We start from the raw sequence: 20,486 nt of genomic DNA on the forward strand, positions 1-20,486 counted from the left end.
CGGAGGGGCTAACCCCGGGTGAGCCACGGCCGCAGCAGTCTGCTGACCGCGGGCATGGCCACGTAGGTCATCAGGGTGCTGAACACGACGGCGAAGGCGGCCGTGCGCAGCACGAAGTGCAGATCCACCAGGTACGGCCCGAGCACCGCGTTGCCGATCAGCGAGATCGGGAAGATGGCCAGCCCCGAGCTGATGACCATCTTCCACCGAGGCGGCGCGGGCCGGGTCGTACCCGGCTTGGCGAACCAGGTCTCCATGCCGTGCAGTTCCCGGCGGGCTATCTCCGTGTGGTGGTGGCCGAGGCAGTTGGAGAACCACTGCGCCCGCTCCGGGGAGTCCTGCCAGCGCTGGAACGCGGCCTGATTGCGAAAGCGGTGGACCAGGAACCACGGCCCGCCCTCCGCCGCCGGACGGAAGAGTCCGTACCCGAGGTGGTCCGGGAAACCCGCGGCCGTCTCCAGGATGCCGTGGGCCCAGGCCTCGAAGGTCTCCTCGTGGCCGGGCTCCACCTGCCGTGCGATGAGCAGATTCACCTCCCCGTTGTCGGCGGGGACGGTGTGCTCGCTCGTGTTGATGATGGCCATCGGCCCAGGATTACTAGTTGGTGCCGATCTTGGCCAGCAGGTCCACGATGCGGCCCTGGACGTCCGCCGTGGTGGACCGTTCTGCGAGGAAGAGGACGCTCTCGCCGGAGGCGAGCCGCGGCAGTTCGGCCGGGTCGATGCCGGTCGCGGTGTAGACGACCAGAGGGGTGCGGTTCAGCTGCCCGTTGGCGCGCAGCCAGTCCACGATCCCGGCCCGCCGACGGCGCACCTGCATCAGATCCATGACCACCAGGTTGGGGCGCATCCGCGTCGCCAGCTCCACGGCGTCGGTGTCGGCACCCGCCCGTGCGACCTGCATGCCGCGCCGCTCCAAGGCGGCGGTCAGCGCGGTCGCGATCTCGTCGCGCTCCTCGATCAGCAGCACCCGGGAAGGGTGCTGCTCGCTGTCACGCGGCGCCAGCGCCTTCAGCAGGACGGCCGGGTCGGCGCCGTACGCCGCCTCGCGCGTGGCATGCCCCAGACCGGCCGTGACCAGTACGGGGACCTCCGCGGCCACCGCGGCCTGGCGCAGGGACTGCAGGGCCGTCCGGGTGATCGGCCCGGTGAGCGGGTCGACGAACAGCGCGGCGGGGAACGCGGCGATCTGCGCGTCCACCTCCTCGCGGGAGTGCACGATCACCGGCCGGTAGCCGCGGTCGCTCAGCGCCTGCTGCGTCTGCACATCGGGCGCGGGCCACACCAGGAGCCGGCGCGGGTTGTCCAGGGGCTCCGGCGGCAGCTCGTCGTCCACGGGGCGCGGCACGGGCCGGTTGACGACTTCGACGGCGCCGCCCGGGCCGTCCAGCGGCTCGGGGCCCTCGTCGGAGCCGGCTTCGGGCGCCCCTATGGCGAAGGCGCGGCCCTGCGGGGCGGGCTCGGCGAGCCGGCGACGCCGGCCGGAGCCGGAGGGCGCACCGGAGCCGGAGGCCGGGCCGGAGCCGCCCGGGTCGACGGAGATGCCCTGGCCGAGGGTGCCGAGGGCGCGCACGCTGATCGGCTGCGCGGCCTGGCCCTCCGCCGGGGTGTCCTGCGGCCGACGCGCACCGGGGAGCGCCACCTGGCCGGAGGCCTCGTCCTCCTCCGGAGCGGTACGGGCCGCCGGAACCGGCCACGCCGGAGCGCCGGCCAGCGCGCGGCGCCGCCCGGTCGGGTTCTCGGCGGACTCGGGCTGCGCGGCGGCGGCAGCAGAGGGAGCGGGAGCGGGAGCGGCCTCGGGCTCGGCGGCCGGGGCGCCCAGCACCCGGCGGCCGCGCCGCCCGGCCGGGGCGTCGGCGTCGGAGTCGGCCGCGGCGGGAGCCGGTGTCGGGCCGGCCGGCAGTGCGAAGCCGCCCTCGGGGGCGATGGGCCGCGCGGGAGCGGGCGCCGGCCCGAGCCCGGTCGCGGGGACGGGGCCGCCGGGCTGCGCCGGACCGGCCGGACCCAGGGCCCGGCGCCGTCCGGCGGGATGCTCGGTCACCGGAACCGGGGGCACCGCGGGTACGGGCGGGAGCGCGGGCATGGCGGTGCCCTGCGGGGGCACGGGCCGCCCGGGGCCGTCGTGCCCGGCGGCGCCCTCGGCCCCGTCGCTGCCGTCACCGGCCCGGCCGCGCCTGCGTCCGGTGCCCAGTCCCGCCGGGTTCACCGGGGACTGCGCGAGTTCGGGGCCCGTCTCGGGAGCGTCGCCGGCCTCGCCCGCGCGCCGCCGCCCCGAAGGCAGCGCCAGCGCGCCACCCCCCTGCGCGGCCTGCGCGGCCTCGGGTCCGGGGGTCTCGTCGTCCAGGAAGGCGTCCACCCCGCGCCGGCCACGCCGGCCGCCGGAGACCTTGCCGGGAGCCGCGTCCCCGGCCGTCCCCGCGCCGTTCGCGGCCGGACCGGCCGGGGGCTCCTCCGCCGGCTCCGGCAGGGTCACCGTCCCGGCACCCGAGCCGAGCGGGAGCTCCAGCACGTACGCCCCGCCGGGCGCGCCCGGAACCTCCACCGTCTGCAGCACACCGCCGTGCGCGGCCACGATCCCCCGCACGATCGGCTCGTGGACCGGGTTCCCGCCCTCGTACGGCCCGCGCACCTCGATGCGTACGACATCGCCGCGCTGGGCGGCGGCCACCACGATCGTCGAATCGCTGTAGCCGCTGCCCTGGCGGGTCTTGCCGGTCGCGTCCACCCCGGCCACGTCCGCGATCAGGTGGGCGAGCGCGGTCGAGATCCGGTCCCCGTCCACCTCGGCCTCGATGGTCGGCGCGTGGACGGCGAACTGCGCGCGGCCCGGACCGATCAGCTCGACGGCCCCGTCGACGCCCGCCGTGACGACGGTGTTGATCAGGACCTTCTTCTTCGCGAGCCGGTCCCGGCCGGTGTCCAGGCGCTGGTAGCCGAGGACGTTGTCCACCAGCGTGGTCATCCGTGAGTACCCGGCGGCCAGGTGGTGCAGCAGCTGGTTGGCCTCGGGCCACAGCTGTCCGGCGTCGTCGGCGGCCAGCGTCGCCAGCTCACCGCGCAGCTCGTCCAGAGGCCCGCGCAGGGATTCGCCGAGGACGGCCATCAGCTGTGCGTGCCGCGCGGCGAGGGCGTCGTAGGGCCGCCGGTCGGTGAAGGTCATGACGGCGCCGACGAGCTGCTCCCCGTCCCGTACGGGCGAGGTGGTCAGGTCGACGGCGACCGGCTGTCCGGCCTTGTTCCACAGCACCTGCCCGCGGACGCGGTGCTTGCGCCCGCTGCGCAGGGTGTCGGCGAGCGGGGACTCCTCGAAGGGGAACGGGGAGCCGTCGGCGCGGGAGTGCTGGATGAGGCCGTGCAGTTCGCGGTTGCCGAGGTCGGTGGCGCGGTAGCCGAGGATCTGGGCGGCGGCCGGGTTGACCAGCACCACCCGTCCGTCGGTGTCGGTGCCCACGACGCCCTCGGCGGCGGCGCGCAGGATCATCTCGGTCTGCCGCTGCGAGCGGGCGAGCTCGGCCTCGGTGTCCACGGTCTGCGAGAGGTCACGGACCACGAGCATCAGCAGCTCGTCGCCCGTGTAAGAGGGTTGCGGCTCGCGATAGGCGTCGCGTCCGTCGAGATGGGCGCTGGTGAGCTCCACGGGGAACTCGGAGCCGTCGGTACGCCGCGCGATCATCCGCTTGGGTTTGGTGCGGCCGCCGTCGTCCTCGCCGGGCCGGCGCATGGAGCCGGGGATCAGCTTGGAGTCGAACTCGGGCAGGAGGTCGAGCACGCCCCGGCCGACGAGCCCGGTACCGGGGCTCTCCATGATCTCGAGCGCGATCGAATTGGCGTTGACGACCGTGCCGTTGGCGTTGACGAGCAACAGCGCGTCCGGAAGAGCGTCGAGTATTGCTGCGAGGCGAGCAGCGCCTCGGGATGGCCTGCTGCTCACGACGAGCTTCCTCCCTGACCACAACTACCGGCAAGTCACGGGAGGAGTCTAAGGCCACAGGCCCGCGATGGGGTGGCCGATGTGTGGCGTATACCGCCCATCCCGCGCATCCTCCCAGGTCAGGAACGCCCACTCGGAAGCAGAGGTTCCAACTCGTCCCAGCGGCGGATCTCGCATCCGTTGGTACGCCGGAACGTGGCGTCCACCTTGTGGCCGTTCCAGGTTCCGGTGATCCGGGCGGTGGCGGGGCCCCCGTGCTGCATGGTGCAGATCTGCCGCTTGGAGACGGGGGCGAAGGGGTCCTTCCCCTCGCGGGCGAACTGATCCAGCCGGGCGCAGGCACCTTCCGCCTCCGGGTGGTCGCCGCCGACGGGGCCGCATTCGAGCCGGTACTCCCGGTCCAGCCGGCGGCTCCCTGTGTCGGCCATGGCGATGGTGAGGTGGTCGGGTGTCGCCAGCAGCCGGCCCAGCGGGAGCGGGGGCAGCGGCCCGGCCACCGTGGCGGCCAGGGCGGAGGTGACGGCGAAGGCGGCGAGACGCAGCATGGGGCACTCCAGGTCGTCCGTACGTCGTACGCCTGCCCAACGACGCGGGCGCGCTGACGTTGCGTGCAGCGGCCGCTTTAAGGCTTTGCCCTCGGCCCGTCCCGCCTAGTACCGTGGGAGCGGATTGGTGAGGGGCCCTGCGCCTGTGTCATCATCTGCACGCACCCTCGTACGCGGGGGTGTGCTGGAGGCGTCGCCTAGTCCGGTCTATGGCGCCGCACTGCTAATGCGGTTTGGGTCTTACCGCCCATCGAGGGTTCAAATCCCTCCGCCTCCGCACCTCATCGAAGCCCCGGTCCTGACGGACCGGGGCTTCGATGCATTCCGGGGCGATCCGGTCTGCCCAGCCCTCTCCGTGAACCCATCCGGATGATCTCCATCCGGCTCGTTTCTGCAGGTCAGCAGGGGTTTGGGTAATGGATTTCGCGTCCCGGCGAGGTCCATGTATTGTTGTTCTCGCAAGGCCAACGGGGCGCAAAACCCCGGGAAGCCCAAGCACTCGTAGCTTAACGGATAGAGCATCTGACTACGGATCAGAAGGTTGCAGGTTCGAATCCTGCCGAGTGCACAGCAGGACAGAGGCCCCCAGGAGAAATCCTGGGGGCCTCTGTCGTATGTCCTGACGGCCCCCCGTCTCCTCCTTGATGGGGACGGGGTCCCCCGGAGGATGTCAGGGCCGGGATGGCTCCCGCGGGTGACGTGGACGAGGGGCCGGCCTCGGTACGGTTTCCGGAGATCGTCCGAAGCCGGAGATCCGGCGCTGGAAAACGGGGGCACTCATGGGACTGTTCGGGAACGCGCACACCGTCGACCCTGTGTCGGCGCAGCGGGACTACGCGCGGCTGCTGGGGCAGGGGGAGCAGGTGCATGCCGCGTACCTGCTGATCCGGGACACGATCCTGTTCACCGACCGGCGGCTGGTGCTCGTCGACAAGCAGGGGCTCACGGGGAAGAAGGTGGAGTACCACTCCGTCCCGTACCGGAGCATCACGCACTTCTCCGTCGAGACCGCCGGGCACTTCGATCTCGACGCCGAGCTCAAGATCTGGATATCCGGCAGCTCGGCGCCGATCGAGAAGACCTTCACCAAGGGCGTCGACATCTACGAGGTGCAGGCGATCCTGACCCAGTTCGTCGCCCGGTAGGCGGCGGCCCGGCCCTCAGAGGACCCGGGGCAGGCCGGTCACCGACATCACCAGGGAGTAGAGCGAGGTGGTGGCGGTGATGAAGAGGCGGTTGTTCTTGGCGCCGCCGAACGCGATGTTCGAGACCGGTTCGGGGACGCGCAGGCGGCCGATCAGGGTGCCGTCCGCGGCGTAGCACTGGACGCCGTTCTCCATCGCGGCCGCCCACAGCCGGCCTTCGTCGTCGAAGCGGATGTTGTCGACCCCGGGGCAGGTGGTGAAGACGCGGTCGTCGGTGAGGGTGCCGTCGTCCGCGACCTTGAAGGCGCGGATGTGGCCGGCCCGGGTGTCCGCGGCGTACAGCTCGCTCTCGTCGGGGGAGAAGACCAGGCCGTTGGGGCCGAGGAAGCCGTCGGCGACCCTTTGGACCTCGCCGGTCGAGGGGTCGGCCCGGTAGAGGTTGCAGGCGCCGATCTCGCTGGGTGCGCGGTGGCCCTCGTAGTCGCTGGTGATGCCGAAGTCGGGATCGGAGAACCAGACGGAGCCGTCCGAGCGGACGACCGCGTCGTTCGGGCTGTTGAGCCGCTTGCCGTCGAAGCGGTCGGCGATGACGGTGAGGCTGCCGTCCGGTTCGGTGCGGGTGACGCGCCGGTTGCCCTGCTCACAGGTGATCAGGCGGCCTTCGCGGTCCAGGGTGTTGCCGTTGGAGTGGCCGGCCGGGGAGCGGAAGACGGAGACGGCGCCGGTCGCCTCGTCCCAGCGCAGCATCCGGTCGTTGGGGATGTCGCTCCACACCAGTTGCCGCCAGGCGGGCAGGTAGAGGGGGCCCTCCGCCCAGCGGCAGTCGCCGTACAGCCGGTCCAGCCGGGCGTCGCCGTTGGCGCAGCGGCCGGTCCGGAAGCGTTCGTCCAGAATCTCGTACAAGGTGAGGTCGGCTATGGCAGACATGATTCCCCCTGGAAGAGTTTCACAGAATTCTGTTCGGTCTGAGGGTGAGATTGCAGGATCAGGTACCGTCTTCGCAAGGGTCGACAGACCCATGAGAGGAAGATTGCGTGGACGACATCGACCGTGCGCTCGTGCTGCGCCTGCAACAGGACGCCGGCCAGTCGTACGCCGCTCTCGGCACGGCCGTCGGGCTCTCCGCGGGGGCGACTCACGAGCGGGTCCGGAAGCTGCGCGAGCGCGGGGTGATCCGGCGGACCACCGTCGACGTCGACCCGGCGGCCGTCGGCAGTGGAGTCCTGGCCTACGTGATGGTCGACTCCAACGCCTGGATGGGCGAGTCCGGTGCCGACTTCGCCGCGATCCCCGAGATCCAGGAGGCGCACATCATCGCGGGCAGCGCGTCCGTGCTGGTCAAGGTGCGTACGGCCTCCACCGAACAGTTGCAGGACGTGCTGCGCCGGCTCTACGCCATCGACGGCGTCAGCGGGACGCACGCCACCGTCGTCCTGGACACCTTCTTCGAGCGGCCGCTCCCGCTGTGACCTGGTGGTGCACCGGGATCCGGTGGCAGGACGGCCGACCCGCCATCGGGTGGTACGGGGAGGGGCGCGGCGAGCGGGTGAGCGAGCTCGCGTACGGGCAGCGGATCGCCTTCGCCGCCCGCGGGGAGCGGCACTGCCTCGGCGTGCGGCGGGTCGGGAAGCGGACGCCCTGCCCCACGGCGGACACCGTGCCGGGCCGCGCGGGGAACGCGCAGTGCCCCGGGTGCGCGCGCCTCGACCGGTCGTTCTCCGTGGCGGCCGACACCAACGCCGCCGATCCGCGCACCTACCGGGTCTACCTGGCCTGGTTCGGTCCCGGCATGGTCAAGGTCGGGATCACCGCCGAGGAGCGCGGCTCGGCCCGGCTGCTGGAGCAGGGAGCGGTGGCATGGGCCTGGCTCGGCCGTGGTCCGCTGATGGCCACCCGGCGCACCGAGGAGCTGCTGAGGGCGGCGCTCGGGGTGCCCGACCGGATCGCGTACGCCCGTAAGCGCGGAGTACGGGCCCACCTGCCGGCCGCGCCCGAGCGGGCCCGGGAGGTCGCCGAGCTGCACGCACGGGCGGCGGCGCTGGCCGGGTGGCCGGAGTCGCTGGAGCGGGTGGAGTGCGAAGTGGCCGACCATGCGGGGGCGTTCGGGCTGGACGCCCTGCCGGGCCTGCCCGGGCCGGCGCGGGTGCTCACGGAGATGGTGTCCGGCGGGTCCGTCGTGGGCCGGCTGGCGGGCGCGGCCGGTCCCGATCTGCACCTCGCCGACGGGCTCGTGGTGGACACCCGGCTGCTGGCGGGCTGGGAGCTCGCCGCTCCGGGGGACGAGGCCGTGACCTCGGTCCCGACGGCGCAGATCCCGTCCGCCGCCGCGGCCCCCACCGAGCAGGGCGGGCTGTTCTGACACCGGGGGACCGCAGCCCGGGTCGTGGCGTCCATGGTCAAAACTTGGATCCCTTTGGCCTTTCGGGGCCGATTCCGGTGGACATGCCAGGGGCGCTCCGCCGAGGGTGTTCGACATGACCACTCAGCCGGTACCGGCCTTCGAACCGCCTTATGTCATGGCCGTTTTCAGCAACATCCGCACCGACGACGACAGCGGATACCCCGAGGTCCTCGCACGGATGAAGGAGATCGTCCGGACGAACCCGGGGTACCTCGGCTACGAGTCCGCGCGTGACCCGGGAGGGCTCGGCATCACCGTCGCCTACTTCCGCGACCACGAGTCCCTCACCGTGTGGCGCAAGGACCTGGAGCACCAGGCGGCCATGAAGCAGGGCCGCTCCGACTGGTACGACAGCTACACCCTGCACGTCGCGACCGTCGAGCGGAGCCACGGCTTTGTCCGCAACGGCTGAGGCGGTCCGCGCCTTCCGGGAGCGGCTCGGGCTGCCCGGACTGGTCGACGTCCACACCCACTTCATGCCCGAGCGGGTCCTGGACAAGGTGTGGGACTACTTCGACGCGGTCGGCCCGCTGACCGGCGTCGAGTGGCCCATCACCTACCGGCACGAGGAGGAGCAGCGCGTCGCGCTCCTGCGGGAGTTCGGGGTCCGGGCCTTCACCGCCATGCTCTACCCGCACAAGCCGACGATGGCCGCCTGGCTCAACGCCTGGTCCGCCGATTTCGCCGCCCGCACCCCCGACTGCCTGCACACCGCGACGTTCTTCCCGGAGGAGGGCGTGGGCGCGTACGTCCGCCAGGCCGTCGAGTCCGGAGCCCGGATCTTCAAGTCGCACCTCCAGGTCGGCGGCTACGACCCGAACGACGACCGGCTCGACCCCGTCTGGGGGCTGCTCGCCGAGGCCGGCCTCCCGATCGTGATCCACTGCGCCTCCGGCCCCGTCCCGGGCAAGCACACCGGACCCGAGCCGATCGCCCGGCTGCTGGCCCGCCACCCGAGGCTGCCGCTGGTCATCGCCCACATGGGCATGCCCGAGTACGCCGACTTCCTCGACCTCGCCGACCGGTACGCCGAGGTGCGCCTGGACACCACCATGGCCTTCACCGACTTCTCCGAGCAGATGTGCGGCTTCCCGCCCGGGGATCTCGGACGCCTCGCGGACCTCGGCGACCGGATCCTCCTCGGCACCGACTTCCCGAACATCCCCTACCCCTACGAGCACCAGCTCGCCGCGCTCGAACGGCTCGGCCTCGGCGACGACTGGCTGCGGGCGGTCTGCCACGACAACGGCGCCCGGCTGTTCCGCCTCGACGGCTGAGGCCCCTGCGCCCTGCTCCTCCTGCGCCCTTCCTTCCCGGATTCCTTTCTCAGGAAATTCACAGGAAGGCACAAGAACGCTCTCAGAGGCACGGGACAGCGTTTCGGTATGACTGCGACGACCACCTCCCATGCGTCCACGTCCACCAACCACCCCGCGGCCCTGGTGCGGCCCGACGGCGGCCCCTGCCGGGTACTCGTCGTCGACGACGAGGCCTCGCTCTCCGAGCTGCTGTCCATGGCCCTGCGCTACGAGGGCTGCGAGGTCCGCACCGCCGGCGACGGGGCGGGCGCGGTACGGGCGGCACGCGAGTTCCGGCCCGACGTGGTCGTCCTCGACATCATGCTTCCCGACATGGACGGCCTGGCCGTCCTCGGGCGCCTGCGCCGGGAGATCCCCCAGGTGCCCGTCCTGTTCCTGACCGCCAAGGACTCGCTGGAGGACCGGATCGCGGGTCTCACGGCGGGCGGCGACGACTACGTCACCAAGCCCTTCAGCCTGGAGGAGGTCGTGGCCCGCCTGCGCGGCCTGGTCCGGCGCTCCGGCGCGGCACAGGCCGCGCGCGGCGGTTCGGTGCTGACCGTCGGAGATCTGCGGCTGGACGAGGACAGCCACGAGGTGGTGCGGGGCGGCCGGGAGATCCACCTGACCGCCACCGAGTTCGAGCTGCTGCGCTACCTGATGCGCAACCCCCGGCGCGTGCTGAGCAAGGCGCAGATCCTGGACCGGGTGTGGTCCTACGACTTCGGCGGCCAGGCCAATGTGGTCGAGCTGTACATCTCCTACCTGCGCAGGAAGCTGGACAGCGGCCTCGGTATGCCGCCGATGATCCACACCCGGCGCGGCGCCGGTTACCTGATCAAGCCGGCCGAGTAGTGGCCTTCCGCACGAAACGGCGACCGCGCGGCCGCCGGCCCTGGTCGCTGCGTACCCGGCTCGTCGTCTCGGCGGTGGCGCTGATCGCCGTCGTGGGTGCGGCCATCGGGACCGTCACCACCTTCGCCCTGCGCTCGTACCTGGTCACCGAGCTCGACGACCAGCTGAAGGCTTCCGTGAAGATGGCCGTCCGGGCGCCCGGCGGGAAGCCGGCCCGGGAGAACAGCGCCGGCTTCGTCATGGCTCCCGGCAGCCCGCTGGACGCCGCCGGGATCCGGCTCGATCCCTCCGGGACCGTCCTCGGGACGGCCCGCAACGTCCGCGCCGAGGGATGGTCGGTCGAGCAGCCGCCGCCGCTGACCGAGGCCCAGGGCAAGGCCCTCGCCCGGGCCGCCCGGACGGTCGCGGACGGCAGGCCGGAGCCGGTGGACGCGGAGCTCCCGGGCCTCGGCAGCTACCGGGTGCTGCTCGCGCCCGACGGCACTCTCGCCCTCGGTTTCCCCCTGAGTGACGTCGACTCCACCGTGCGCACCCTGATCGGGGTGGAGCTGTGCGTCACCCTGGCGGGGCTGATCGCGGCCTCCCTCGCCGGGCAGGCCCTGGTCGGGGTCGCACTGCGCCCGCTGCGCCGGGTGGCCGCCACCGCCACCCGGGTCTCCGAACTTCCCCTCCACAAGGGCGAGCCCGCCCTCCACGAGCGGGTTCCCGACGCCGAGGCCGACCCCCGCACCGAAGTGGGCCAGGTCGGCGCGGCCCTCAACCGGTTGCTGGGCCATGTCTCCTCCGCCCTCACCGCCCGCCAGCAGAGCGAGATGCAGGTCCGGCAGTTCGTCGCCGACGCCAGCCACGAGCTGCGCACCCCGCTGGCCTCCATCCGCGGCTACGCCGAGCTGACCCGCCGGGGACGGGAGGAACCGGGTCCCGACACCCGCCACGCCCTGGGCCGGATCGAATCCGAGGCCACCCGGATGACCGGCCTGGTCGAGGACCTGCTGCTGCTGGCCCGGCTCGACGCCGGCCGCCCGCTCTCCACCGGTGACACCGACACCGACCTGGCCCCGCTCGTCGTCGATGCCATCAGCGACGCCCGGGCCGCGGGACCCGGGCACCACTGGCGCCTGAGCCTGCCCGAGGAACCGGCCCCGATCCGGGCCGACCCGGCACGGATCCAGCAGGTGCTGGTCAACCTGCTCGCCAACGCCCGTACGCACACCCCTCCGGGCACCACCGTCACCGCGCACGTTTCACGTGAAACATCCGCCGTCCGGCTGCGCATCGAGGACGACGGACCCGGCATCGCACCCGACCTGCTCCCCCGCGTCTTCGAGCGCTTCGCCCGCGGCGACGCCTCCCGCTCCCGCGCGGCGGGATCCACCGGGCTCGGGCTGGCCATCGTCCAGGCCGTGGTCACCGCGCACGGCGGGCGGGTCGGTGTGCGGAGCGAGCCCGGACGGACCTGCTTCGAGGTCCTGCTGCCGCACGCGCAGTCGGACCGGACGGACTCACAGGCGGGGCACAGGCTCAGCACACAGCGGTGACAGGGCGCCCCGCGAGTGTCGGACCATGCGAACCGACACCTCTACCGGGGCCCTTCCGGCACGGGCGCCCCTCGCGCCCGTGCCCGGCGAGCCCGTCCTCGACGTGGTGATCCCTGTCTTCAACGAGGAGAAGGACCTCGGCCCGTGCGTCCGCAGACTGCACGAGCACCTCAGCCGGACCTTCCCCTATCCCTTCCGGATCACGGTCGCCGACAACGCGAGCACCGACCGCACTCCCGAGGTCGCGCGGGGGCTCGCCGCCGCGCTGGACGGCGTACGCAGCACCCGCCTGGAGGAGAAGGGCCGGGGCAGGGCCCTGCGCCAGGTGTGGTCCGGTTCGGACGCCCCCGTCCTCGCCTACATGGACGTGGACCTCTCCACCGACCTCAACGCCCTGCTGCCGCTGGTCGCACCGCTGATCTCCGGCCACTCCGACCTCGCCATCGGCACCCGCCTGGCCCGGTCCTCACGGGTGGTGCGGGGCGCGAAGCGGGAGTTCATCTCGCGTGCCTACAACCTCCTCCTGAGGTCCTCCCTCGCCGCCCGGTTCAGCGACGCGCAGTGCGGGTTCAAGGCGATCCGGCGTGAGGTCGCCGAGCGGCTGCTGCCGCTGGTGGAGGACACGGGCTGGTTCTTCGACACCGAACTGCTCGTGCTCGCCGAACGGGCCGGGCTGCGGATCCACGAGGTGCCGGTGGACTGGGTCGACGACCCCGACTCCACCGTCCACATCGTCCGGACCGCCACCGAGGACCTCAAGGGCGTCTGGCGCGTGGGCCGGGCCCTGGCGGTCGGCGCGCTCCCGCTGGACCGGCTCGCCCGCCCCTTCGGCGACGATCCGCGCGACCGCGCCGCACTGCCCGGAGTGGAGGGCGGACTCGCCCGCCAGCTGCTCGGCTTCTGCGCCGTCGGAGCGCTGTCCACCGTGCTCTACCTGCTCCTGTACTCCGCCTTCCGCGCCGGGACCGGCCCGCAGTTCGCCAACGGCGCCGCGCTGCTGCTCTCCGCGCTCGCCAACACCGCCGCCAACCGCCGGCTCACCTTCGGCGTGCGCGGCCGGGACCGGGCCGTGCGCCACCAGGCCCAGGGCCTCGTGGTGTTCGGCATCGGGCTGGCCCTCACCAGCGGCTCCCTCGCCGCGCTCGGTGCGGCCACCGCCGATCCCGCGCACAGCACCGAACTGGCCGTGCTGATCACCGCCAACCTCGCCGCCACCGTGCTGCGCTTCCTGCTCTTCCGCGCCTGGGTCTTCCCCGAGCGGCGCGACACTCCCGTGAAGGACGACATTCGATGACCACGGCAGCACCCTCGCTCTTCCCGGTCCCCGAGGCCCGCGCCGGTACCGGCCGCCGCGCGGCGGCCGACCGCCCCCGCTGGGAACTCCCCGCCCTGGCCGGGCTGCTGATCGCCACCGCCGCCCTGCTCCTGTGGGACCTCGGCTCCTCCGGCTACGCCAACTCCTTCTACTCCGCCGCCGTGCAGGCGGGCAGTGAGAGCTGGAAGGCCTTCTTCTTCGGCTCCTCCGACGCCGGCAACTCCATCACCGTCGACAAGCCCCCGGCGGCCCTGTGGCCGATGATGCTGTCCGTCCGGCTCTTCGGGCTCGGCGCCTGGCAGATCCTCGTACCGCAGGCCCTGATGGGTGTTGCGACCACCGGTGTGCTGTACGCCGCCGTGCGCCGCCAGTTCGGTCCCGCGGCCGGGCTGCTGAGCGGCGCCGCCTTCGCGCTGACGCCCGTCGCCGCGCTGATGTTCCGTTTCAACAACCCCGACGCGCTGCTGACCCTGCTGCTGACCGTCACCGTGTACTGCGTGCTGCGCGCCCTCGACGGGGCCCGCACCCAGTGGCTGGTCTGGGCCGGGGTGGCGGTCGGTTTCGCCTTCCTCACCAAGACCCTGCAGGCCTTCGTCATCCTGCCGCCGCTGGCCCTCCTGTACGCCGTCTGCGCGCCCACCCGGCTGCGCAAGCGGCTCGGCCAGTTGCTGCTGGCGGGGCTCGCGATGGTGGTGGCCGGCGGCTGGTGGGTCGCCGTCGTCGAGCTGTGGCCGGCCTCCTCCCGCCCGTACATCGGCGGCTCGCAGAACAACTCCTTCCTGGAGCTCACCCTCGGCTACAACGGCCTCGGCCGGATCAACGGCAACGAGACCGGCAGCGTGGGCGGCGGCGGCCGGGGCGGCGCCGGTGGCGGCGGTGGCGGAGGCTGGGGAGAGACCGGCATCGACCGGCTCTTCTCGGGCAACATCGGCGGGCAGATCGCGTGGCTGCTGCCGGCGGCCCTGGTCCTGCTGGTGGCCGGTCTGCTGATCACCTGGCGGGCGCGCCGGGCCACCGACTCGCTGGAGGGCATGGCCCGGGCGGCGTTCCTGGCCTGGGGCGGTTCGATGCTGATCACCGTGGCCGTCTTCAGCTACATGCAGGGCATCTTCCACGAGTACTACACCGTGGCGCTGGCGCCGTTCGTGGCCGCCCTGATCGGCATGGGCGTCGCCGTGCTGTGGGAGGAGCGGGGCGGCAAGGCCGCCGCGCTCACCCTGTCCGGCACGCTCGCCCTGACGGCGGTCTGGTCGTACGTGCTGCTCGGCCGCGCCACCGGCTATCTGCCGTGGCTGCGCTGGGCGGTCCTGGTGGGCGGGCTGCTCGTCGCGGCCGCGCTGCCGTTCGCAGCGCGGGCCGGGCGCCGGGCGCTGCAGGCCACGGCGGCACTGGGCGTGGCGGTGGCGCTGGCCGGGCCGTTCGCGTACTGCCTGACCACGGTGGGCACGGCGCACACCGGCTCCATCGTGACCGCCGGACCGGCGGTGGCGGGCGGCCGGGGCGGACCGGGCGGGATGATGGGCGGCCCGGGCGGCTTCGGCGGACCCGGCGAGATGCTCCAGGGTGGCCAGGGCCGCCAGGGCGGGATGCCGAACGGCGGCCGGCCGGGCGCCGGGCAGCAGGGAGGTGTGCCGCCGCAGGGCGCGATGCCGCAGGGCGGGACGGTTCCGGGCGGTATCCCGCAGGGCCAGGGCCAGGGCGGTGTGGGTGCGGGGCGCGGTGGCGAGCGGTTCGGCGGCGGCCAGGGCGGTCCCGGCGGCCTGTTGAACGGCGCCCGGGTGAGCGCGGAGGCCAAGAAGGCCCTCACCACCGACGCCGGCGAGTACACCTGGGCGGCGGCCGCGATCGGCGCCCAGAACGCGGCGAGCTACCAGCTGGCCTCCGAGGCGCCCGTCATGCCGATCGGCGGCTTCAACGGCAGCGACCCCTCGCCGACCCTGGAGCAGTTCCAGAAGTACGTGCGGGACGGGAAGATCCACTGGTTCATCGGCCAGAGCACCACCGCCGGCGGCGCCGAGGGCGGCATGCCCGGGGGCGGCGGCCCGGGCGGCGGGGGCGGCCCGGGCGGGGGTACCAGCACGGACATCGAGACCTGGGTCAAGGCCACCTTCAAGGCGTCCACGGTCGGCGGAGCCACCTTCTACGACCTGACGGCTCCGACGGCCTGATCCGGCCTCACGGCAGCGGACCCCGCCCGCTGTTCCGGCCCGATCGCCGGGGCACCCCCTAGCATCAAGAGGGCAGACCGGGCATTCCGGGCTGATCCGCCTGTCGTGAGGAGGGTGCCTGCATGGTGACCGCGGCCGATCCCGGCGAGACCCGCACCAGTGTGTGGCTGGCCGCCAGGCCTGCCGCACCCGCCAGACGCCGCAGCGAGGCACCCTCCGGGCTGGACCGGGAGCGGATCACCGCCGCCACCGTGCGGCTGCTCGACGCCGACGGGCTGGCCCGGTTCTCGATGCGGCGGCTGGCCGCAGGGCTCGGGGTGACTGCGATGTCCCTGTACTGGTACGTGGACACCAAGCAGGATCTGCTCGAACTCGCCCTCGACAGAGCCCTGGGTGCACTGGAACTGCCGCCCGAGACGGCGCCGAGCGCGGTGGCGGGCGCGGCGGTGGGCGCGGCGGTGGGCGGTGAGCCGGGCTGGCCGGGGCGGCTGCGGGCGCTGGCCCGCGGCTACCGGCGGGTGCTGGCGGACCACCCGTGGGTCGCCCCGCTCACCGCCGCGTTCCCCAACATCGGCCCGCACGCGCGGGCCTTCGACGCCGCCCTCCAGCGGCTGCTGGACGACACCGGCCTGGTGGACGCCGCCCGCACCGGCGCCCACCTGGCCGTCTCGCAGTTCCTGCACGGATGCGGCGGGACGGTCCGGCGGGCGCCGGAGGGCGACTTCTGCCTGGCGCTCGACATCCTGATCGCGGGCATCGAGGCCAAGGCTCCGCCGGGCCGTGCGGACTAGGCCGTCTCTTCCTCTTGCCTGACCCTCCCCCAGCCCCAGGGGGCTGGGAGGTGCCCCCTGCCGCCCGGCACCGCATCCCATCCCCCGGACTCCGTCCGGGGGGACCCCCAGGTCGTCGGGGCGCCCGAGTACCTCCGGTACTCGGGCGCCCCTCCGCCGTGCGATGTACGGCGCCCGACGGCGCGGGCTTGACCGGCAAGATCCGGCAGAGACGGCTTAAGCCTTGACGGCGGTCTCGGCGGGGGCCGGGTCGTTCGATGCCGCCGGGGCGTGGGCCGCCGGCTTCGACTTCAGCGCGACCTCCTTGATGAACACCACGAGGACCAGTCCGAGCAGCGCGAACGGGGCCGCGTAGAGGAACACGTCGCCGACGCCGTGCCCGTACGCGGACTCGATGACGTCGCGGATCGGCGCGGGCAGCTTGTCGAGGTCGGGGATACCGCCCCCGGCAGTGCCGCCGTGGCCGAGGGCCGCAGCCTTCGGGCCGAGGGCCGCGAGGCCGTCCTGGACGTAGTGCGTCACCCGGTGGGCCATGACCGCGCCCAGCGCGGAGACGCCCATGGCGCCGCCGAGGGAGCGGAAGAAGGTGACGACCGAGCTGGCGGCGCCCAGGTCCTCGGGGGCCACCTGGTTCTGGGTGGCGAGGACCAGGTTCTGCATCATCATGCCGAGACCGAGGCCGGTCAGCGCCATGTGGATCGCGATGTGCCAGTACGGGGTGTCGTGGCGCAGGGTGCCCAGCAGACCCAGACCGGCGGTCAGCAGGACGCCGCCGGAGACGAGCCAGGCCTTCCACCTGCCGGTCTTGGTGATCACCTGACCGGAAACCGTGGAGGAGACGAAGAGGCCGGCGATCATCGGAATCGTGAGGATTCCGGACATCGTCGGGGACTCACCGCGGGCCAACTGGAAGAACTGGCTGAAAAACACGGTCCCGGAGAACATCGCGATGCCCACGAACAGGGAGGCCGCCGAGGCGAGGCTGATGGTCTTGTTGCGGAACAGCCGCAGCGGGATGATCGGGTCGCTCGCGCGGGACTCGACGAGGACGAAGAGCAGGCCGAGCAGCAGCGCGCCGCCCGTCATCGCCCAGGTCTGCCAGGAGATCCACTCGTAGGAGTCGCCGGCCTGCGTGACCCAGATCAGCAGCAGCGAGACGGCGCCGCTGATCAGGAAGGCGCCCAGCCAGTCGACCTTGACGTCGCGGCGCACGACCGGGAGGTGCAGGGTGCGCTGGAGCACGATGAGCGCGATGATCGCGAACGGCACGCCGACGTAGAAGCACCAGCGCCAGCCCAGCCACTCGGTGTCGGTGATGACACCGCCCAGCAGCGGGCCGCCGACGGTGGCGACGGCGAAGACCGCGCCCAGGTAGCCGCTGTACCGGCCGCGCTCGCGCGGGGAGATCATCGCGGCCATCACGATCTGCGCCAGGGCGGAGAGGCCGCCGACGCCGATGCCCTGGACCACGCGGCAGGCAATCAGCGTGCCGGTGTTCTGGGACAGGCCCGCGACCACGGATCCGAGGACGTAGATCACGAGGGATATCTGGACCAGCAGCTTCTTGCTGAAGAGGTCGGACAGCTTGCCCCACAGCGGGGTGGCGGCCGTCATCGACAGCAGCGCGGCGGTCACCACCCAGGTGTACGAGGACTGGGTGCCGCCGAGGTCGCTGATGATCTGGGGGAGGGCGTTGGAGACGATCGTGGACGACAGGATCGCCACGAACATGCCGAGCATCAGCCCGGACAGCGCCTTCATGATCTGCGGGTGGGTCATGGTCACGGGGGTGGCCGCGGGGGTGGCCGCGGCCGTGGGCGGGTGGTCGGTCGTCGTCTCCGACTGGGCCATGTCTTTCCTTTGTCTAGAAGCTCGATCGGAGTCGGGCCAGCAGGGTGTTGAGTACGTCGATGTCCTGGGGGGACCAGTCGTGGAGGGCTCTCTCCAGCGAGGCCGTGCAGCGGGCGCCGAGCTCGGTGAGGAGCGCCCGCCCGGCCGGGGTGAGCCGCAGGATCCGGCAGCGTCCGTCGCCCGGGTCGGTCTCGCGCTCGATCCAGCCGCGGTCGGCGATGTGCGTGACGTGCCGGCTGGTCACGGAGATGTCGACCCCCATGAACTCGGTCAGCCGGCTCAGCCGCATCTCCCCGTGCCGGTCGAGCAGGGTGAGAACGGCGGCGGCACCGGGCGGGCAGTCCGGGGGCAGGCAGCGGGCGAGCTCGCGCCTGACCGCGCCGATTCCGGTGAGCTGGCGGGCCAGCTCCGCATACGGAGCGGGCGGCACCGGCACCGGCGGCACGGCCGGCGCGGGGAGTGCGGTCGGAGCGGGCGGTGCGGTCGGTGTGCTCTGCACGGTCGGAGCGGTCTGCACGGTCACCGGGTCCCCCATCTTGTTGCTTGAGGCAACCATAGAAGCGCATGGTTGCTACAGGCAAATGAATCTGGGGGGTGGGGCGGTAAAGGAATCGGAAAACCGGCTAGGGTCCTGCTCCATGGCTGACAACCACAACTCACAGGTCCCCGAGGGCGGCTACGACCCCGCGGGCAGCACGCAGATGTTCAAGGCGTTCGTCGAGGAGGCCGCACCGGCCCGGCAGGCGGGCCCTGGAGCCCGTCAGCAGCGCCGCGCGGAGCAGCGGTCCGGGTCGTCCTCGAACCCGGCCGTGAAGGTGGGGCTGGTACTCGCCCTCGTGCTCGTCATCGGCGTGGCCGCCTGGGTGGCCCTGACCTGACGGCCCCGGGCGGCGCCCCGAGGGCACCTCGCCTCACCGCACCTCGGCTCAGCTCCAAGTGGCGGTGACCTTCTGCGTGTCCACGTGCATGCCCAGCGGCACCCGCCAGGACTCCACGCACACCGTGTAGGTCTGCGTCTTCGAGGCCCCGCCCGCCAGCGGTGCCGGCAGGGCTTGGCTCGTGGTGATCGTGGCCCAGTCGATGCCGAGGGCGCCGATGATGTGCGTCGCGAAGCTGGCCGTGCCCGAACGGGCGGCGGTGGTTCCGGTGTTGGTGAAGGTCACGGTGACCTGCTCGCACCAGCGGTCGGCCGCCGGCGACCTGACCGGCGCGGACAGCGTCAGCCGGGCCGGTGTGGACGCGGGCGGGGCCGGCGGTGTCGTCCCGGGCCTGCCGGGCGGGCTCGCCGGGGGGCCCGGTGAGGTCGGCGAGGCCGGGGCGGCGGGCGCCGTCGGCGTGCCGGGTGTGCCGGGACGCGGTGGGGTCCTGCCCGGGTCCGAGGGGCTGCCGGGGGTGCCTGCGGAGCCGCCGGGGCCGGTGGTCGTGGCTCCGCCCGGGGCGGAGCCGCCCGTGCTCCCGGATCCCGCGGCACCGGTCGACGTGGTGGAGGTCGTGGCCGACCGGGCGGATCCGCCCGCCGCGTCAGGGCCTCCGAGCTGCTGGAACTCCACCTCACCCCGCGGGGCCACGTTCTCCCCGGCGCCCCGTTCGGGGCCCGGGGCCGCGGCGCCCACGGCGAGATAGCCGTCCTGCGCCGGGCCGCCGCAGCCGGTGAGGCCGGCGGCGGCCGTGCAGCACAGGGCGAGCAGGGTGGTGGCGGCGGCCGCTCGCGATCCCTTTCGCATCGCGCCAGTTTTCCTGACGGATCGTCAATTGGGAAGCGCGAGGCGCCGGATCACTCCCCGATGAGTCCTACGCGCAGTTGCGCGAGGGTGCGGGTCAGCAGCCGGGAGACGTGCATCTGGGAGATGCCGACCTCCTCGCCGATCTGCGACTGCGTCATGTTCGCGAAGAAGCGCAGCATGATGATCTGCCGTTCCCGGGGCGGGAGTTTGGCGAGCAGCGGCTTCAGAGACTCGCGGTACTCGACCCCCTCCAGCGCGGTGTCCTCGTATCCGAGACGGTCCGCGAGGGAGCCCTCGCCGCCCTCGTCCTCGGGGGAGGGCGAGTCGAGCGAGGATGCCGTGTAGGCGTTGCCGACGGCGAGGCCGTCGACGACGTCCTCCTCCGAGACCCCGAGCACGGCGGCGAGCTCCGGCACGGTCGGCGAGCGGTCCAGCTTCTGGGCGAGCTCGTCGCTGGCCTTGGTCAGCGCCAGGCGCAGTTCCTGGAGCCGGCGCGGGACGCGGACGGACCAGGAGGTGTCCCGGAAGAATCGCTTGATCTCGCCCACGACGGTCGGCATCGCGAACGTCGGGAACTCGACGCCGCGTTCGCAGTCGAAGCGGTCGATCGCCTTGATCAGGCCGATGGTGCCGACCTGGACGATGTCTTCCATCGGCTCGTTGCGGCTGCGGAACCGGGCGGCCGCGTAGCGCACGAGAGGCAGGTTCAGCTCGATCAGGGTGTCGCGTACGTACGCCCGTTCGGGGCTGTCCGCATCCAGGGCGGCGAGCCGCAGGAAGAGGGAGCGGGAGAGGGTCCGGGTGTCGATGGCTTCCGAGCGGTCGGACGCTGCAGGTGCTGTGGGCGCAGGCGCGCTCTTGACGAGCGTGAGCACCTTGGAGCTGCCCTGGTCTACGGACATGCCACCCCCTTGAGGTCGCGGAC

19 protein-coding genes and 2 tRNA genes are annotated in these 20,486 nt (G+C 72.8%); 13 read left to right on the forward strand and 8 right to left on the reverse strand.

Annotation, left to right across the window (positions count from 1 at the left end; genetic code table 11):
- Positions 1-8: 8 nt before the first annotated feature.
- The 3 genes from KO717_RS18905 to KO717_RS18915 form a co-directional block, all read right to left on the reverse strand.
- A complete protein-coding gene (locus KO717_RS18905) occupies positions 9-584 on the reverse strand; it encodes an antibiotic biosynthesis monooxygenase (protein ID WP_301369199.1) in 576 nt (191 codons plus the stop codon).
- A 13-nt stretch (positions 585-597) separates the two neighbouring features.
- Positions 598-3,930 (reverse strand): response regulator, encoded by a 3,333-nt coding sequence (locus KO717_RS18910; RefSeq protein WP_301369201.1) that lies wholly within the window; start codon positions 3,928-3,930, stop codon positions 598-600.
- A gap of 119 nt (positions 3,931-4,049) precedes the next feature.
- Positions 4,050-4,475 (reverse strand): SSI family serine proteinase inhibitor, encoded by a 426-nt coding sequence (locus KO717_RS18915; protein ID WP_301369203.1) that lies wholly within the window; start codon positions 4,473-4,475, stop codon positions 4,050-4,052.
- Positions 4,476-4,661: 186 nt separating this feature from the next.
- Between KO717_RS18915 and KO717_RS18920 the strand changes: the two genes are divergently transcribed.
- The 3 genes from KO717_RS18920 (at position 4,662) to KO717_RS18930 (ending at position 5,620) form a co-directional block, all read left to right on the forward strand.
- Positions 4,662-4,752: transfer RNA gene (locus tag KO717_RS18920), tRNA-Ser, on the forward strand.
- A gap of 218 nt (positions 4,753-4,970) precedes the next feature.
- Positions 4,971-5,043 (forward strand) — tRNA-Arg (locus KO717_RS18925).
- Positions 5,044-5,254: 211 nt separating this feature from the next.
- Positions 5,255-5,620, forward strand: coding sequence for a PH domain-containing protein (locus KO717_RS18930; protein ID WP_301369204.1), 366 nt, complete (start codon positions 5,255-5,257; stop codon positions 5,618-5,620).
- 15 nt (positions 5,621-5,635) lie between these two features.
- On the opposite strand, the gene KO717_RS18935 is transcribed toward KO717_RS18930, so the two are convergent.
- Positions 5,636-6,547, reverse strand: a complete 912-nt coding sequence (locus tag KO717_RS18935; RefSeq protein WP_301369207.1) for an SMP-30/gluconolactonase/LRE family protein — start codon at positions 6,545-6,547, stop codon at positions 5,636-5,638.
- A 107-nt stretch (positions 6,548-6,654) separates the two neighbouring features.
- On the opposite strand from KO717_RS18935, the gene KO717_RS18940 reads away from it, so the two are divergent.
- From KO717_RS18940 to KO717_RS18980, 9 genes are all read left to right on the forward strand, one after another.
- Complete coding sequence (locus KO717_RS18940; protein WP_033223357.1) at positions 6,655-7,089, forward strand: Lrp/AsnC family transcriptional regulator; 435 nt, start codon at positions 6,655-6,657, stop codon at positions 7,087-7,089.
- A complete protein-coding gene (locus KO717_RS18945; protein ID WP_301369210.1) occupies positions 7,086-7,979 on the forward strand; it encodes a DUF2797 domain-containing protein in 894 nt (297 codons plus the stop codon). Before KO717_RS18940 ends, KO717_RS18945 begins: the two co-directional genes overlap by 4 nt.
- Before the next feature lie 115 nt (positions 7,980-8,094).
- Positions 8,095-8,433, forward strand: coding sequence for an antibiotic biosynthesis monooxygenase family protein (locus KO717_RS18950; RefSeq protein ID WP_301369212.1), 339 nt, complete (start codon positions 8,095-8,097; stop codon positions 8,431-8,433).
- Positions 8,417-9,298 (forward strand): amidohydrolase family protein, encoded by an 882-nt coding sequence (locus KO717_RS18955; RefSeq protein ID WP_301369214.1) that lies wholly within the window; start codon positions 8,417-8,419, stop codon positions 9,296-9,298. Before KO717_RS18950 ends, KO717_RS18955 begins: the two co-directional genes overlap by 17 nt.
- 108 nt (positions 9,299-9,406) lie before the next feature.
- On the forward strand, positions 9,407-10,174 hold the full coding sequence (locus KO717_RS18960; RefSeq protein ID WP_301369215.1) for a response regulator transcription factor: 768 nt from the start codon (positions 9,407-9,409) through the stop codon (positions 10,172-10,174).
- A complete protein-coding gene (locus tag KO717_RS18965; RefSeq protein ID WP_301369216.1) occupies positions 10,174-11,712 on the forward strand; it encodes a sensor histidine kinase in 1,539 nt (512 codons plus the stop codon). The genes KO717_RS18960 and KO717_RS18965 overlap by 1 nt, the downstream gene beginning before the upstream one ends.
- A gap of 25 nt (positions 11,713-11,737) precedes the next feature.
- Positions 11,738-13,006 carry a bifunctional glycosyltransferase family 2/GtrA family protein gene (locus tag KO717_RS18970; RefSeq protein WP_301369219.1) on the forward strand — a complete coding sequence of 423 codons (1,269 nt, stop codon included), beginning with the start codon at positions 11,738-11,740 and terminating at the stop codon, positions 13,004-13,006.
- Complete coding sequence (locus KO717_RS18975; RefSeq protein ID WP_301369221.1) at positions 13,003-15,195, forward strand: ArnT family glycosyltransferase; 2,193 nt, start codon at positions 13,003-13,005, stop codon at positions 15,193-15,195. The genes KO717_RS18970 and KO717_RS18975 overlap by 4 nt, the downstream gene beginning before the upstream one ends.
- A 122-nt stretch (positions 15,196-15,317) precedes the next feature.
- A complete protein-coding gene (locus tag KO717_RS18980; RefSeq protein ID WP_301369223.1) occupies positions 15,318-15,986 on the forward strand; it encodes a TetR/AcrR family transcriptional regulator in 669 nt (222 codons plus the stop codon).
- Between the two features lie 216 nt (positions 15,987-16,202).
- Here the strand turns inward: KO717_RS18980 and KO717_RS18985 are convergent, their stop codons facing one another.
- Both KO717_RS18985 and KO717_RS18990 read right to left on the reverse strand, forming a co-directional pair.
- Positions 16,203-17,765: an MDR family MFS transporter gene (locus tag KO717_RS18985; protein WP_367401583.1), complete on the reverse strand. Its 1,563-nt coding sequence runs from the start codon at positions 17,763-17,765 to the stop codon at positions 16,203-16,205.
- 85 nt (positions 17,766-17,850) lie between these two features.
- The gene (locus tag KO717_RS18990; protein WP_301374605.1) at positions 17,851-18,267 is read right to left on the reverse strand and encodes a MarR family winged helix-turn-helix transcriptional regulator; all 417 of its coding nucleotides are present in this window, start codon (positions 18,265-18,267) and stop codon (positions 17,851-17,853) included.
- Positions 18,268-18,475: 208 nt separating this feature from the next.
- Here KO717_RS18990 and KO717_RS18995 point away from each other — a divergent pair, with 208 nt between their 5' ends.
- Positions 18,476-18,715 (forward strand): hypothetical protein, encoded by a 240-nt coding sequence (locus KO717_RS18995; protein WP_301369226.1) that lies wholly within the window; start codon positions 18,476-18,478, stop codon positions 18,713-18,715.
- A 48-nt stretch (positions 18,716-18,763) separates the two neighbouring features.
- Here the strand turns inward: KO717_RS18995 and KO717_RS19000 are convergent, their stop codons facing one another.
- Both KO717_RS19000 and KO717_RS19005 read right to left on the reverse strand, forming a co-directional pair.
- The gene (locus KO717_RS19000) at positions 18,764-19,561 is read right to left on the reverse strand and encodes a hypothetical protein (RefSeq protein WP_301369228.1); all 798 of its coding nucleotides are present in this window, start codon (positions 19,559-19,561) and stop codon (positions 18,764-18,766) included.
- Between the two features lie 50 nt (positions 19,562-19,611).
- Positions 19,612-20,463 (reverse strand): RNA polymerase sigma factor SigF, encoded by an 852-nt coding sequence (locus tag KO717_RS19005; RefSeq protein WP_202200826.1) that lies wholly within the window; start codon positions 20,461-20,463, stop codon positions 19,612-19,614.
- Positions 20,464-20,486 lie beyond the last annotated feature (23 nt).

Source organism: Streptomyces xanthophaeus (assembly GCF_030440515.1).
GTDB classification, from domain to species: domain Bacteria; phylum Actinomycetota; class Actinomycetes; order Streptomycetales; family Streptomycetaceae; genus Streptomyces; species Streptomyces kutzneri.

Excerpts from the sequence above, each read along its gene's own strand:
- KO717_RS18930 (WP_301369204.1), top strand. The coding sequence starts at position 5,255 with ATGGGACTGTTCGGGAACGCGCACACCGTCGACCCTGTGTCGGCGCAG.
- KO717_RS19005 (WP_202200826.1), bottom strand. The coding sequence starts at position 20,463 with ATGTCCGTAGACCAGGGCAGCTCCAAGGTGCTCACGCTCGTCAAGAGC.
- KO717_RS18915 (WP_301369203.1), bottom strand. The coding sequence starts at position 4,475 with ATGCTGCGTCTCGCCGCCTTCGCCGTCACCTCCGCCCTGGCCGCCACG.
- KO717_RS18935 (WP_301369207.1), bottom strand. The coding sequence starts at position 6,547 with ATGTCTGCCATAGCCGACCTCACCTTGTACGAGATTCTGGACGAACGC.
- KO717_RS18905 (WP_301369199.1), bottom strand. The coding sequence starts at position 584 with ATGGCCATCATCAACACGAGCGAGCACACCGTCCCCGCCGACAACGGG.
- KO717_RS18975 (WP_301369221.1), top strand. The coding sequence starts at position 13,003 with ATGACCACGGCAGCACCCTCGCTCTTCCCGGTCCCCGAGGCCCGCGCC.
- KO717_RS18960 (WP_301369215.1), top strand. The coding sequence starts at position 9,407 with ATGACTGCGACGACCACCTCCCATGCGTCCACGTCCACCAACCACCCC.
- KO717_RS19000 (WP_301369228.1), bottom strand. The coding sequence starts at position 19,561 with ATGCGAAAGGGATCGCGAGCGGCCGCCGCCACCACCCTGCTCGCCCTG.
- KO717_RS18970 (WP_301369219.1), top strand. The coding sequence starts at position 11,738 with ATGCGAACCGACACCTCTACCGGGGCCCTTCCGGCACGGGCGCCCCTC.
- KO717_RS18950 (WP_301369212.1), top strand. The coding sequence starts at position 8,095 with ATGACCACTCAGCCGGTACCGGCCTTCGAACCGCCTTATGTCATGGCC.
- KO717_RS18980 (WP_301369223.1), top strand. The coding sequence starts at position 15,318 with ATGGTGACCGCGGCCGATCCCGGCGAGACCCGCACCAGTGTGTGGCTG.
- KO717_RS18985 (WP_367401583.1), bottom strand. The coding sequence starts at position 17,765 with ATGACCCACCCGCAGATCATGAAGGCGCTGTCCGGGCTGATGCTCGGC.
- KO717_RS18995 (WP_301369226.1), top strand. The coding sequence starts at position 18,476 with ATGGCTGACAACCACAACTCACAGGTCCCCGAGGGCGGCTACGACCCC.